The sequence below is a fragment of the Microcoleus sp. Pol11C2 genome (assembly GCF_036701505.1).
Classification (GTDB): domain Bacteria; phylum Cyanobacteriota; class Cyanobacteriia; order Cyanobacteriales; family Microcoleaceae; genus Microcoleus.
In genome coordinates this window covers 327,665-342,331 of the sequence record NZ_JAUBQX010000001.1, presented here as the reverse complement: position 1 = coordinate 342,331, position 14,667 = coordinate 327,665, and the positions used below count along the sequence as shown (strand labels likewise).

At 42.3% G+C, this 14,667-nt stretch carries 8 protein-coding genes; 4 read left to right on the top strand and 4 right to left on the bottom strand.

Features of this window, described 5'->3' with window-relative positions; translation table 11 throughout:
• Positions 1 to 172: 172 nt before the first annotated feature.
• The 4 genes from QUA42_RS01460 (at position 173) to QUA42_RS01445 (ending at position 7,593) form a co-directional block, all read left to right on the top strand.
• A complete protein-coding gene (locus QUA42_RS01460) occupies positions 173 to 3,040 on the top strand; it encodes an ATP-binding protein (protein ID WP_333134448.1) in 2,868 nt (955 codons plus the stop codon).
• Positions 3,033 to 4,469, top strand: coding sequence for a response regulator (locus QUA42_RS01455; RefSeq protein ID WP_333134446.1), 1,437 nt, complete (start codon positions 3,033 to 3,035; stop codon positions 4,467 to 4,469). Before QUA42_RS01460 ends, QUA42_RS01455 begins: the two co-directional genes overlap by 8 nt.
• A 125-nt stretch (positions 4,470 to 4,594) precedes the next feature.
• Positions 4,595 to 4,990 carry a response regulator gene (locus QUA42_RS01450; protein ID WP_333134444.1) on the top strand — a complete coding sequence of 132 codons (396 nt, stop codon included), beginning with the start codon at positions 4,595 to 4,597 and terminating at the stop codon, positions 4,988 to 4,990.
• Positions 4,987 to 7,593: a PAS domain S-box protein gene (locus QUA42_RS01445; protein ID WP_333134443.1), complete on the top strand. Its 2,607-nt coding sequence runs from the start codon at positions 4,987 to 4,989 to the stop codon at positions 7,591 to 7,593. The genes QUA42_RS01450 and QUA42_RS01445 overlap by 4 nt, the downstream gene beginning before the upstream one ends.
• Before the next feature lie 104 nt (positions 7,594 to 7,697).
• On the opposite strand, the gene QUA42_RS01440 is transcribed toward QUA42_RS01445, so the two are convergent.
• From QUA42_RS01440 to QUA42_RS01425, 4 genes are all read right to left on the bottom strand, one after another.
• Positions 7,698 to 8,786, bottom strand: a complete 1,089-nt coding sequence (locus tag QUA42_RS01440; protein ID WP_333134441.1) for a response regulator — start codon at positions 8,784 to 8,786, stop codon at positions 7,698 to 7,700.
• A gap of 124 nt (positions 8,787 to 8,910) precedes the next feature.
• Positions 8,911 to 10,413, bottom strand: coding sequence for an ATP-binding protein (locus tag QUA42_RS01435; RefSeq protein WP_333134439.1), 1,503 nt, complete (start codon positions 10,411 to 10,413; stop codon positions 8,911 to 8,913).
• Between the two features lie 552 nt (positions 10,414 to 10,965).
• The gene (locus QUA42_RS01430) at positions 10,966 to 11,412 is read right to left on the bottom strand and encodes a response regulator (RefSeq protein WP_333034689.1); all 447 of its coding nucleotides are present in this window, start codon (positions 11,410 to 11,412) and stop codon (positions 10,966 to 10,968) included.
• A gap of 48 nt (positions 11,413 to 11,460) precedes the next feature.
• Positions 11,461 to 14,259 (bottom strand): PAS domain S-box protein, encoded by a 2,799-nt coding sequence (locus tag QUA42_RS01425; protein WP_333134437.1) that lies wholly within the window; start codon positions 14,257 to 14,259, stop codon positions 11,461 to 11,463.
• Positions 14,260 to 14,667: the final 408 nt, after the last annotated feature.

The following is a 14,667-nucleotide window of genomic DNA, read 5'->3' as shown; positions in this document are numbered from 1 at the left end:
TAGACTTTAATCGAGCAAACATGAGGTTCATATTCGATCGGGGTAGAGCATCTACCACAGCTAAAATAACCCGCATCAATTCCCCCTAGCTAATCGGCAGTAAATGGTGCTGCTGTTAAGACAGGTTGTGCTAATACGGTTCTAGACTAAGTTCACCAAACCTCTCAATCTTATGGTTTCTAAAATTTTAGACAAATTACCGCTGCGAACTGTTCTCATAGTTCCATTTGTACTGCAAATCGTGGGAGGCGTGGGACTCGTAGGATATCTGTCTTTTAGAAACGGACAAAAAGCAGTTAATAACCTTGCCAGTCAGTTAATGAGCGAGGTCACTTTGCGTGTCGAGCAAAACCTGCAAGTTTACCTGACAACTCCCCATCAAATCAATCAAAGCAAGCTGGATGCTGTCAAGCTCGGGTTGTTAAAGATGGAAAACTTATCAGCTTGGGAGAAATATCTTTTGAGGCAAGTAAAATTATCTCCCTATATCAATTTTACCTCAGTTGGCAACGAGAAGGGAGATTATAGATCTGGTGAACAACTTTCTAACGGCTCCCGCACGATGAATGTGATAGAAACATCTACTGGGTTAAATTTTAATTCTTACAATACGAACGCTCTCGGCGATCGCACTACAGTTACCACCCTTGTCAAAAACTATGATAATCGGCAACATCCTGCGTATCAAAAAGCCGTAAAAGTCGGCAAAGCTACTTGGAGTTCGGTTTTTGTTTCGTTACTAGAACCGACATTACTGATCAGCGCTATCCAACCCGTATACAGCGACAAAAATCAGCTAGAAGGAGTATTATTTACTGCGTTGCGTCTCGACCATCTTGGAAGATTTCTCAACAATCTCAAAGTTGGCAAATCAGGTCAAACATTTATTATAGATCGCCAGGGTACTTTGTTAGCAACTTCCACAACAGAAAAACCGTTTCGCACTAAAGGTAATGAAAGACAATTGTTTAAAGTAGAAGAAAGCAGCAACCCTTTCACTCAAGCGACAGCTAAATATTTAGCTGGAAAATTTAAAAAATTAGACCAAATTAAAAAATCAGAGTTATTGATCTTTGAAATAGATGACAAGCGACAATTTTTAAAAGTCTTGCCGTTCCAAGACGGCAAAGGTTTAGACTGGGTAATTGTGGTAGTTGTTCCCGAAGCAGATTTCACCAAAGAAATCGATGCCAATACCCGCACAGCGGTTTTGCTTTGTTTCGCAGCGTTAGGAGTAGCTGTGGTGATTGGCATTCTGACTTCTCAGTGGGTGACAAATCCTATTTTGAGCTTAAATACAGCAGCAAAAAATATTGCTAAAGGTGAATGGGATAAAACAGTAGAAAGCGAACGCTCAGACGAATTGGGGGAATTAGCCAAGTCATTTAATAGCATGGCTCAACAACTGCAACAATCTTTTGAAACTTTAGAACAACGAGTGCAAGAGCGGACGGCAGAATTGGCTGTAGCTAAAGACAAAGCGGAAGTAGCGAACCAAGCTAAAAGTACCTTTCTTGCTAATATGAGCCACGAATTGCGATCGCCTCTCAATGCAATTCTCGGCTTTTCCCAACTGATGACTCGCAGCCAAACTCTATCCCCAGAGCATCAAGAAAATATTAGCATAATTAGCAGCAGCGGAGAACACCTCCTTACCCTGATTAATAACGTGCTGGATTTATCTAAAATTGAATCTGGGCGCACTACCCTCAATCTCCAAAAATTCGACCTCTATCGCCTGCTAAACGACTTGGAAGATATGTTTCAACTAAAAGCAGATAACAAGCACTTGCAGTTAGTTTTTGAGCGCAGCCCAGAGGTGCCACAATACGTAAAAACTGACAATTCAAAGTTGCGGCAAATATTAATAAATCTGCTCAATAACGCTCTTAAATTTACCGAAAATGGCGGTGTATTCGTAAGAGTTAGCAAGCAGTTATTAGGCATAAATCAGCAGGAAGACGGGGGAAAAATTGAGCATCCTAAAACATCAAAAAATACAGAAATCACCCCAATTAAGGGTCTTAAGATATCTCAAGTTAGTCAGTCGGAAAATCAGAGTTTTGTTCCGCAAAATGACGAGGCAGCTTCTACCTCTTCCTTCTTCCTTCATTTTGAAGTCGAGGATACGGGTCCAGGTATTGCTACCAATGAATTAGACGATCTTTTTGAACCTTTCGTGCAAACCAAGACAGGCAAAGATTCGCAAGAAGGTACTGGCTTGGGATTGCCCATCAGTCGCAAATTTGTGGAATTAATGGGCGGCGAAATGAGCGTCTGTTCTGCTGTTGGTAAGGGAACTAATTTTAAGTTTGACATTGAAGTTATTGCGGTCAATGCGGCTGATATTGAAAGCGCCAAACCGACGCGCAATGTTATTGCCTTGGCACCCAACCAACACACCTATCGAATTTTGATAGTAGACGACAAACCGCTAAATCGCCAATTGTTAATTAAAATCCTCCATCCTCTGGGTTTTGAACTAAAAGAAGCCAATAACGGCCAAGAAGCTATTGAGATTTGGGATAGTTGGGAACCGCATCTAATGTGGATGGACATGAGAATGCCTGTGATGGATGGCTACGAAGCTACGAAATACATTAAAAGCACTATTAAAGGTCAAGCTACTGCGATTATTGCGCTGACAGCGAGCGTTTTGGAGGAAGAACGGGCAGTTATTTTATCGGCGGGTTGCGATGCTTTTATGCGAAAACCTTTCCGGGAAGCCGATATTTTTGATTCTATGCACAAACATATCGGAGTGCGCTATATTTATGAAGATCCGGGTCAAACTAATTTATCGGCAATCAAAGAGAGCGATCGCGTTATGAGTGCGGCTGATTTCGTAAAATTGCCTGATTCACTGGTAGCTGATTTAAAGCTAGCAATACTAAATGCAGATATAGATTTAATTGATACTTTGATAGAGCAAATTCGATTAAAGGACGCAGTAACGGCAAGTGCGATCGCAACTTGTATAGAAAATTTTGAGTACGACAAAGTTTTAAAGTTAATATCTCAAACAATATCACATGAATAACGACCTTCCTAGAACCGAGCGCGGTAATATTTTAGTAGTTGACGACACCCCAGCTAATTTGCGACTGCTAGCCGGAATTTTGAATGGCAAGGGCTATAAAGTCCGCCCCGTACCTAGCGGCGAGTTAGCGCTTTCGGCGGCCAAAGGTATGCCTCCCGATTTAATTTTGCTGGATATTATGATGCCCGAAATGAATGGGTATGAAGTTTGCGAAAAGATCAAAGCTGATGAACGAACTTGCGACATCCCGGTAATTTTTATTAGCGCAATTAATGACGTACTTGATAAAGTCAAAGCCTTTGCTGTGGGCGGCGTAGATTATATTACCAAGCCCTTTCAGGTTGAAGAGGTTCTAGTGAGGGTAGAAACCCATTTAGCAATGTGCCAGTTGCGAAAAAAACTCCAACAGAAAAACAATGAACTTACAGTTACTTTAGACCAACTGCAAGCTACTCAGAATCAATTAGTGCAATCGGAAAAAATGGCTGCATTAGGGCAACTGATTGCGGGTATTGCTCACGAAATTAATACGCCGTTGGGGGCGATTCGATCGTCTATTGGAAATATTACCAGCTTTTTGGATAACAATCTCGAAAGTTTGCCAGTTTTTTTTAAACAACTGTCAGCAGAACGCCAGCAAGATTTCTTGCGTTTGATGTACATTTCTAGTCAACAAAATTACTCTTTATCTACTAGAGAAAAACGGGTATTGAAAAAAGGCGTGAAGCAGCAACTAGAGTCGGAAGGCATTGACAATGCTGACAGCCTTGCTAGCATTTTAGTCAATATCGGATTGCAGGGAAATTTGCAAGAATTCTTGCCGTTGCTCAAATATCCTGACAGCGAAAATATTATAAAAACAGCCTACGACTTTGCTAGCATTCACAGAAGCGCCCGAACCATTGCTACCGCTACTGATCGCGCTGCAAAAGTGGTCTTTGCTCTGAAAAATTATGCGCGTTACGATGTAAATGGGGAAAAAATACAGGTGAATATTACGGATGGAATTGAAACGGTATTAACTCTTTATCAAAACCAAATCAAGCCGGGTGTGGAACTTGTCAGAAACTATCAAGATAAATTGCCTGTGGTACTGTGTTATCCAGACGAACTTAATCAAGTTTGGACAAATTTAATTCACAATGCCTTACAAGCGATGGACAATCAAGGAACTTTAACAATTGACGCGGTACAACAAGATACCAGCGTCTTGGTAAAAATTATTGACAGCGGTAAGGGGATTCAACCAGAGATTATTCAGAAAATTTTTGAGCCTTTTTTTACTACCAAACCTGCGGGGGAAGGCAGCGGGTTGGGGCTGGATATTGTCAAAAAAATAATTGAAAAACATCAGGGTCAAATTGATGTGGAGTCGATGCCCGGTAAAACAGCATTTACCGTTTCTTTGCCGATTAATTTAACTGAGTAGGTAAAGCGCCGGAGACTGAAGTCGGGGGCGAAAATTTGCAGTCTACCCGCGCAGAATGTAGAATTTGAAAAACAGTGGACAGCCCTTGGGGGTTCACCCTGCCACACTAAAGAAGGAAACTAGCGATGTCTAAATCAGCAATTTTGTGTGTGGACGATGAAGTAGGAGTTTTGGAAAGTCTGGAAATTGAACTGCAACAGGCATTTAACGGTAAATATCTTTGCGAATTTGCTGAAAGTGCTGCCGAAGCCCTAGAGATTATTGAAGAGCTATCTGAAGCTGAGGTTAAGATTCTAGTGATTGTCTCTGATTGGTTGATGCCCGGAATGAAAGGAGATGAGTTGCTAATTAAAATTCATCAAAAATATCCGCAAATTGTGACAGTGATGCTGACGGGACAAGCAGACAAAGAAGCCATCGAACGAACAAAAATTCAAGCAAATCTTCATGCTTTCATAGAAAAACCATGGCAAAATCAAGAACTAATTGAAGCGATTAAGTCTGGTCTAGCAAATTTATGAAAAAACCAGTCATTATTTGTGTCGATGATGAGCAGACTATCCTCGATAGTCTGGAAATAGACCTGCTCAAAGCCTTTGAAGATAAATATTTAATTGAGACCGCCCAAAGTGGCGAAGAAGCTTTAGAGTTGCTGTCCGAACTTTTAGCAGAACAGTATGAAGTTCCTGTGGTTATTTCGGATCATATCATGCCTAGTATGAAAGGAGACAAACTATTAAGGAGCGTTCATGCTGTCTCGCCGAACACTCTCAAGATTATGCTGACGGGGCAGGCAGATTTGGAAGCGGTAGCCAATGCTATTAACTATGCTAAATTATACCGATATATACCTAAACCTTGGCAATCTGATGACTTAAAATTAACTGTTACTGAGGCAATATATAAATATTTTCAAAATAAAGAGTTAGCTCAAAAACAAATAGAACTTCAGGAAATGAATCAGGAGTTAGTAAAATTAAACCGCAAGCAGGCAATGCTGATTGCCAAACTCCATGAAAACGAAAGTCGCTTGACCCAATATCTAGAAGCTATGCCATTGGGCGTATGTGTACTTGATGCAAACGGGCAATCTTTCTACGCTAACCAGAAGGCGCGAGATGTATTTGGCAAAGGCACTGTGCCGCATATTAATTCAGAGCAAAAAGCAGCAATTTATCAATTTTATAAAGCCGGGACTAATCAGAGATGCCCCGTGGAAGAATTGCCAATTATGCGGGCGCTTCGGGGCGAAAATGTGCGAACTGAAAGTGTAGAAATTCGTACAGCTAATAAGATTATTCCAGTAGAGAGTTGGGCAACTCCAATTTATGATTCTACAGGCGAAATTTCCTATGCCATTATTGCTTTTAGTGACATAACTGAACGCAAGGAAGCTGAAGCGGCGCTAATTCAAGCGGAAGAGAAGTATCGCGGGATATTTGAAAATGCTCTAGAAGGTATTTTTCAGACGACGCCGGACGGACATTTTATTAGTGCGAATCCTGCTCTGGCGGAAATTTACGGCTACGATTCCGCGTCAGAATTGATAGAAAGTATTAATGATATTCAGCAGCAATTGTACTTGGAACCGAACCGCCGTCAAGAGTTTCTGGCGCTGATGAAACAGCACGGTACTCTGTGTGAGTTTGAGTCTCAGGTTTACTGTCGAGATGGCAGCATTATCTGGATTTCTGAGTATGCGCGCACAGTTTATGATGCTAACGGTGAAGTGCTTTACTATCAGGGTTTTGCTAAGGATATTAGTTTGCAAAGACACGTGGAAGTGGAAAGAATCAGGTTTACTAATGATTTAGAAAAAGCTTTGGCAGCCGAAGAAAAGTTAAATGAGGCACTGTCAGAAAACGAAAGCCGATTGACTCAATTCCTGGAAGCGATGCCAGTTGGAATATTTGTTGTCGATGGTAAGGGTAAACCTTTTTACATGAATTCTTGGGGCGAAAGGATACTAGCCCAAGGTTTAATTTTTGATGGGGGTACTGACCAATTTCCTGAAGCTTATCATTTTTACGACGCTGGAACTAATCAATTGTATCCGAGAGATAGCCAACCGATTGTTCGGGCGTTGCGGGGAGAATTTGTGCGTATGGACGATTTAGAAGTTCATGGGTCCGATCGCATTGTGCCGATCGAGGTTTGGGCGACTCCAATCTACGACGAACGGAAAAACATAGTTTACGCCATAGCTGCTTTTCAAGACATCACGGAACGTCTAGAGGTAGAAACAGAGCGCCGCCAATTCACAGAGGAGTTACAAAAAGCTTTAGCAGCGGAAGAAAAATTAACAGATGCTTACGGGCGGTTTGTACCGCACGAATTTCTCCACTTTCTGGGATATGAAAGTATTCTGGAAGTCAAATTAGGCGATCAGGTGCAGAAAGAAATGTCGGTGCTGTTTTCAGATATCCGCGATTTCACTTCTCTTTCGGAAAGGATGAATCCCCAAGAAAATTTTCAATTTATTAATGGTTATTTGTCGCGGATGGAACCGGCAATTACTGACAATTTTGGTTTTATTGACAAATACATTGGCGATGCGATTATGGCGCTGTTTAATGGCAGTGCAGACGATGCTGTGAAAGCTGGAATTGCAATGCTAGAAGAGCTTAAGGAGTATAATATTAGTCGTAATCAGGTCGATTGCCCGCCCCTGCAAATTGGCATTGGCATCAATACGGGTTCTTTGATGTTAGGCACGGTGGGGGGCCAAAGTCGGATGGACAGCACGGTGATTAGCGATGCGGTAAACTTAGCCTCCCGCGTGGAAACTTTGACGAAAGAATATGAAGTTTCGATGTTAATTACTCACAATACTTTTATAGAGTTAAATGATATTTATGATTTGAGGTTGATCGATCGCGTAGCAGTTAAAGGCAAATCGCGAATGGTAACAGTTTATGAAGTATTTGCGGCTGATCCGCCAGAGTTACGACAAAAAAAGTTAGAGACAAAGACAATCTTTGAGCAAGCTTTGGTACTCTACAATAGTGACAAGTGTGGCGAAGCTATAAGATTGTTTTCGGCCTGCTTGGAAATCAACCCTAATGATAAGGTAGCTCAAATTTATATGCAGCGGTGTCTGAAAGGAGCGATCGCTCCTGCGTAATACCATTTGAGAGTGGAGATTTGAGAATTGCGAATGACTTATGCCATAAGGGTTGGGATTTTGCCTACAGTTGTAGTCTTTTTGGAAACTGGAATAATCATGGTTTAGACAGGCAGGGAAACGCAAACTATTGTTTCTTGCTGCGGTACACTTTCTATTTTAAATTCTCCTCCGTGCAATTCGACAAGGCGTTGAACAATAGCCAGGCCCAATCCCAGACCTGCTTGTTGGTAAAGTTTGCGATCGAACTGCCTGTAAGCTTCTAGCTGTGCAATCTGATCGTCAGTCATGCCGCGACCTTGGTCTTTCACAGACAGAATAAAAGTCTGATTTTCCACCAAAGTGCTTAATAAAACAGGCGTTCCTTCTAATGAAAATTTGAAGGCATTGTCCAATAGCTCTTCAACAATTTTTGCGAGTCTGACAGAATCCATAGCTACCGACGAATCTTGCAAGTTTAATTGTAAATCTTCTGTTCTATTCGCGTGCTTTGCTTGCTGTCGCGCTTTTTGGCTCAGCAAAGATTTTACACAGCTAAATTCGCTATTTCGCATCTCCTTCAGCAGTTCGGGATTTGTGGCTGCTATCTCCAGTTCTGCATACAGCAAAAAGTTCTGAATCAGTCGATACAAGCGATGACCGGAAGTTTGAATTTGACCGATCATTTCTAAGATATCTGATTCCTCTAAAACTTGATATTCTGACAGAATCAGCTCAGAAAAACCCATAATTGCATTCAAAGGAGTCCGCAATTCGTGGGGAAGCGACATACTAATATTAGTGCGTAATTCGTCTAGCGTCTTTTGAGATTGTCGGCTAATTGTTTTTTGTTTTTCAAGTCTAATAGCAATGGCTTTTAGAAGTTCTTGTGGGGTACACGGCTTAGTAATGTAATCGTCAGCTCCCAGTTCCATACCCGTGCGAACGTCAACTTTATCGGCTTTGGCTGTGAGGAAAATAAACGGAATTGTGGCAGTCAAGGGTTCGGAGCGCAAAGCTTTGATAACGCCGTGACCGTCTACTTCCGGCATCATCATGTCGCACAAAATTAAATCCGGGATTTGTTCGATCGCCAATTTGATGCCGATTTTGCCGTTAATTGCTCCTATTCCTTCAAAATTCTCGGCTTCTAGCAACTCTAAAATATTCTCTCTAATCGCTTCTTCGTCTTCTATTACCAAAATCTTAGCCACGGTGATAGCTCCTTTTAGTTAGTAGTTTGTTTGAAAATTATGGGTTCCTAAACTTAATAAGATTGTTTGTTGGGCGCTTAATTAATCGTTAAATAGCGGATATGTATTATTGATAATTCAGTTGTTATTGACTGGGAGGGCAAATTAGAGGCAAGGTAATAGTGAAAGTTGTGCCTTTTCCTTCTTGACTGTCGATCGCAAGTTGGCCGCCGTGAAGTTCCACAGCCCTCTTCACAATTGCTAAACCGAGACCTGTTCCCGAAATAGTGCCGACATTTGGAGCTCGGTAAAAAGTTTCTAATATCCGCTCCCGATCGGCTTGGGGAATGCCGATGCCCTGGTCTTGAACTTGGAAAACAGCTTCTTTGTTTTGACAGTTGAGGTGCAAGGAAACTGTACTGCCGACGGGGGAATATTTGATGGCATTTGAGAGAACATTTCCCAAGATTTGCTGCAGCAGTTTTTCATCCATTTGAGCCTCGCAGTTGTCGCCTTCATATTGAAAGGCGATCGGGTGTTGGTTGCTGTCGTTGAGCTGCTGCTCTTCTACCAGTTGACGGCAAAATTTTTCAAGGTTTAAGGAAACCGGTTGAAACTGCAAGGTATTGGCTTCGATTTTGCCAATTACGAGGATATCTTCTAATAACTCTGTCATGCGTTTAATTGCTAATTGAATCCGCACAAAATGAGTAGATTTTTTATCTGGGGGCCACTGAGAACTGTAATCTTGCAGCAATCCAGCGGAAAATTGGATGGTTGTCAAAGGTGTGCGGAACTCGTGGGAAACCATTGTGACAAATTTAGCTCGCAGTTGTGAAAGTTCCTTTTCTCGTGCGAGGGCTTTGAGAATTTCCGCTTCTGCTCGTTTGCGATCGCTAATGTCACGGGCTTCCGCAATCAGCAGCAAAACTTGTCCTGTTTCATTTTTAACAGGTTTCAGTGAGAAATCAACAGTCATAATTTGGCCACTTTTGCCTAACAAGTCGATTTCGCTGCGGAAAAACTCGCCGCTACTTGCTTTGCCGATCGCGCATTGCAATTGTTCGGAAACCTGTGGCGACTGGGCCCAAATCGCCATTTCCCAAATCGGGCGCCCCACAATACCCTCCGATCGCAATCCGGCAAAATCGAGGGCTGTCTCGTTCACTTCCAGCACAATTCCTTCGGGAGTCAGCAGCTTGGTTAGCTGAAATGATGAGTCAAAAATCGCCCGAAAGCGGCGCTCGCTTTCCCGCAGCATTTGAAAGGTTTGAGAACGTTCGATCGCGTAGCGGATCGTCCGCACTAATAATTGAGTAGTAATTTGACCTTTAACAATATAGTCTTGAGCTCCCAAGCGAACTGATTCGAGGGCGATCGCCTCATCGTCCAAGCCTGTCATTACCACCATTGGCACATCAGGAGCAACTTCTCGCAGGCGAGTTAGCGTTTCCAAACCGCGACTGTCCGGCAAAGAAAGGTCGAGCAAAACTACATCAAAGGGTTGTTTGCACAGTTGTGCGATCGCCTCATGCAGGAACTCAACAGACACCAGTTCCCACTCGACGCCCACAGAGACTTCTAACAGTTCTGCAAGTAAATCAGCATCAGCAGGATTGTCTTCTACTAACAGAATCTTAATCCACATAGCTTAGACGTTTTTGACTGTAAACTTTTTACTCTACCAATCTTAGGTTAAACTTTTTTGCTTTCCCTTGCCATTTTCAACTTGAAAATTATTATTTGGGAACTGTCACCACCACCAGCCACCAATCCTCAATCCATCTCACCAGCTTAGCGACTTGACTAAAGTCGATAGGTTGAGTGATGTAGCACCGGGCTTACAGGTAATAAAACTTGAGCATCTCTTCATCTGCTGCTGAGGTTGTCATAATTACCACCGGAATCATTTTTAACTTGACTGCTGAATTAATTTATATCAATATTTATCAACCATTTTTTTGAGACACAATCAAGTCACACAGAATTAAATCGGGACAGGTCTACGAACTGAAAAGCCTTATTTATTCACTAAATTTATTGCTTATACCATATTTTCTCCTCTTACGCAAATTGTTAAAAAATTGCGGGTCGCCAGCTTTTCTCAACCCCATTCAGCCTCGCGGAGCAAATCATCCACCAGCCGAATTTCCATAGGTTAAAAAAATTGAGAGGGCTCATAAGCAAAGCATCTGTTCGTTTAATTTAGAGGAAGTTTGACGACTGCCAGCCAGAATTCCTCAATTAACCTGACTACTTTCGTAAATTCAACGAAGTCTACCGGTTTTGTTATGTAACAGTTGGCGTGGAGGGAGTATGACTTAAAAATATCTTCGGGCGCTGCTGAAGTGCTGAGAATTACTACAGGAATTAATTTTAACTTTGGATCAGTTTTAATTTCTTCTAGCACTTCAATACCGCTTTTTTTCGGCAGATGCAAATCGAGCAAAATCAAATCGGGACGAGGTACCCTGAGATAGGGTTCTTTTTGGCGCAAAAACTTGATTGCTTCGACTCCATCCTCCACAAAATGCAAGTTATTCAATATTTTACCCTGACTGAGGACTTCTATTGCCAAATCGGCATCGCTGGGAGAATCCTCAATCAGCAGAATCTCTATAGGTCTAACAGTGCTTCGATCGCTCATAACCGGCGTATCCTTTAAAGTATAAAAACAAAATTGAACTTTGAGGCTTCAGGTACTAATTATAGGAATAGTGAAGTAAAAATTCGCTCCTTTTCCCTCCTGAGATTCCACCCATATCCGACCGCCGTGGCGTTCAACAATGCGCTTGCACATCGCCAAACCTATACCAGTACCGGAATATTGGCGGCGGGAGTGCAGGCGCGCAAAAATGATAAAAATGCGCTCGGCATACTGCGGATCGATGCCAATGCCGTTATCGCGGACACTGAACACCCATTCGCTCTCTTGCCTGCAGGCAGCGATATGAATCAACGGGATATCTTGGCGACAAAATTTGATGCTGTTGGCGAGCAAATTTTGGAATAATTGCACCAGTTGAAATTCATCCGCCATCACGGTTGGCATCGCGTCGCAGGTGATTACAGCTTTTGTTTCGGCGATCGCAATTTGCAAATTGCACATAGTTTGCTTAACCACAGCGTTGCAGTCCGCCTGCTCAAACTCCTGACCCCTCGTTCCCAGGCGCGAATACGCCAACAAATCGTTAATTAACTGCTGCATTCTGGTGGCGCCATCGACAATATAATGAATATACTTATCTGCGCGATCGTCCAAATTTCCTTGATAGCGCTGGGCAAGCAATTGAGTGTAACTGGTAACGGCTCGGAGCGGTTCTTGCAAATCGTGGGAAGCCACATAAGCAAATTGTTCTAATTCCTCGTTGGAACGCTTCAAATCTTCTGTAAGTTGCAGCATTTGCTGCTCTGCTTCTTTGCGGCCTGTGATGTTGTAAACCAAGGCGCAACAAGACAGCAAATTCCCCTGGGAGTCCATGACGGGACTGGTAGACATATCAGTCCAAATATCTTTGCCGTCCTTGGTTTTGAATTTAAATTCGTGTTGTTCACCAATACCTTGCTTGCGCCGCTCGATATTTTCAATAGCTTGTGGTTTGTCCCGTTCGTCCATGAAATCAAAAAGCGACCGCCCGAACATTTCTAATTCACTATAACCTAGCATTCGCGCCATTGCGTGGTTTACGTAAGTCGTGAGGCTATTTCTGTCAATTACCCAAATACCTTCTTCTGCTAATTCAACTATTTGCCTGTACTTGAATTCGCTTTCTAGCAAAGCAGTTTCAGTTAGTTTCCGCTCAGTGATATCTTTCATAAAACAGTGGTGACCGTTAAATATCCCTTGTGCATCGCAAGCTTTTACCATCGTTAATTGCTTATAAAAAAACGAGCGATTTTTTCGGACTCCTCTAGCTTCAACTTCTACTTTGCCAGAAATTAGCATTTCCTGATAAGCTGAGAGCATTATCTCAACATCGCCCGGATGTACGGTGCTCTGCCATTCCATGCCAAGCATTTGTTCCGGTTCGTAACCGCATTTATGAGCGTAAGCTCGGTTAACCTTCACGTAGCGCCCCTCAATATCCAGTCGCGAAATGCCTTCCACCGCATTTTGCATGGCACTGGTTAGGTCACGCAGCTCTTTTTCAGCTTGTTTGCGATCGCTAATATCCTGACCGATACCCAAAAAACCGTTAATATTTCCGCTACTATCAAATAAGGCAGTCACCGACAGCAGTACCGGAAACCGCGAACCATCTTTGCGAATGTAAGTCCATTCATTTTCGTCAGCGATTTCCCGGCACGGCAAGGCAAATAATACTTGAATTCCCGGCTCTATTTTCACTCCCAATTCTTGAGAAAGAACTTCAGCTCTTTGAGCGACCTCCAGAGGATCGTGAATTATTGCTAGCGTTACTTTCCCGACTACTTCTTCTAGCGAATAACCTAAGAGTTGCTCTGCCGCCCGATTAAATGTTTTAATTGTACCGTCTGGATCTGTAGAAATAATTGTGTAGTTAGCGCTATTAAGAATTGCATTTTGCAGTTGCGTCAATTCCAACAAAGTGAGAGCAATTTTTTCGCGGTAAGCTATTTCTTTTTGCAATTGGTGGTTAGAAATTTCGATTTGAGCAGTGCGCTCAGCAACTCGATGCTCCAGAGTTTCATTGAGCCGTCGATTTTCCTCTTCTATCTGCTTGCGTTCTGTAATATCAGTAATAGTACACACATAACTTTTAACCTCCCCATTTTCTCCGATTTTACCGACAGATTGACCGAATACCCAATTGATTTGAGTGTGATGAATGCCTTGAAAGCGGTACTCAGATTTAAACGGCAATTTCTCCTGCGCGGCGCTATACCATTCAGAAAAAACCCGAGCGCGGTCGTCTGGGTGAATGCCTTGCAACCACCCTTTGCCCAAAGCTTCATCACAAGTTATTCCCGAAATTTGACACCAGCGCTCGTTGACATACAAGCAGTCTCCTCCAGCATCTGCATAAAATATTCCTACCGGCGAAGCTTCAGTTAAAGTTTGATAGCGAGCTTCCGTTTCTCGGCGTTCAATTATTTCTTTTTGCAGTATTAAATCTATCATCCCTAATTGAGTTGGACTCAGCAGAGTTAATGCTTGGGGAACGAAAGGAATTAATGCAAAAGCGGTGTAACCAGAAATCGCGGCGGTAATAATTTTTAGAATGCCAGAAGTCCAATAAACAGGATGCCAAAGCGTCCAAACTTCCATTATATGAGTAGTGCCACAGGAGATAATAAATGCTGCACACAGCCAAAAGATATTGCGAAAGGGTAAGTCTTTTCGCTGACCGATAAAATAAATTAGGGATAGCGGTATTGAATAGTAGGCCAGGGCAATTATAGAGTCTGACACTATGTGGAGCGCGACTAGCTCTCGCTGCCAAAGGTAACAGTAGCCTTGAGGAATATAATTCCCGGTGAATAACAACTGATTTAAAAAATTCCAAATCATCATAAATGGAATGGGTAATCGAGAATTAGTAATTGGTAATTCGTAATTGGTAAGCGGGAATTGGTAATTGGTGATTTAACCCAATGACTTATAACCTATCTCAAATTTTTGAAAGATACAGTCTTGAACGCACCGGGGGCTAAAAACCCGGTTTCTGGTTAGATGCCTCGTTGCCAAACCGAATATTGTCGTAGAAACTGGTTTTTCTTCCGTAACTCTTAATATAGCAATTCTTAATGATTCGCGAGTTCTAGCGAGCTCTAGGTTGGGTAGAACGAAGTGAAACCCAATATTCCGATTTTAGATTTTAGATTTTAGCTTTTCCTTCCTTCTTTCTTATCTTCTAGATAACTAAAGCCTTCTCTCCTAGATAACTAAAGCCTTCTTCCATCTATCTGTTACATCTGTTAC

What these genes read in the sequence shown, in the direction of transcription:
- QUA42_RS01430 (WP_333034689.1), bottom strand. Translation starts at nt 11,412, where the DNA reads ATGAGCGATCGAAGCACTGTTAGACCTATAGAGATTCTGCTGATTGAG.
- QUA42_RS01460 (WP_333134448.1), top strand. Translation starts at nt 173, where the DNA reads ATGGTTTCTAAAATTTTAGACAAATTACCGCTGCGAACTGTTCTCATA.
- QUA42_RS01425 (WP_333134437.1), bottom strand. Translation starts at nt 14,259, where the DNA reads ATGATGATTTGGAATTTTTTAAATCAGTTGTTATTCACCGGGAATTAT.
- QUA42_RS01455 (WP_333134446.1), top strand. Translation starts at nt 3,033, where the DNA reads ATGAATAACGACCTTCCTAGAACCGAGCGCGGTAATATTTTAGTAGTT.
- QUA42_RS01445 (WP_333134443.1), top strand. Translation starts at nt 4,987, where the DNA reads ATGAAAAAACCAGTCATTATTTGTGTCGATGATGAGCAGACTATCCTC.
- QUA42_RS01450 (WP_333134444.1), top strand. Translation starts at nt 4,595, where the DNA reads ATGTCTAAATCAGCAATTTTGTGTGTGGACGATGAAGTAGGAGTTTTG.
- QUA42_RS01435 (WP_333134439.1), bottom strand. Translation starts at nt 10,413, where the DNA reads ATGTGGATTAAGATTCTGTTAGTAGAAGACAATCCTGCTGATGCTGAT.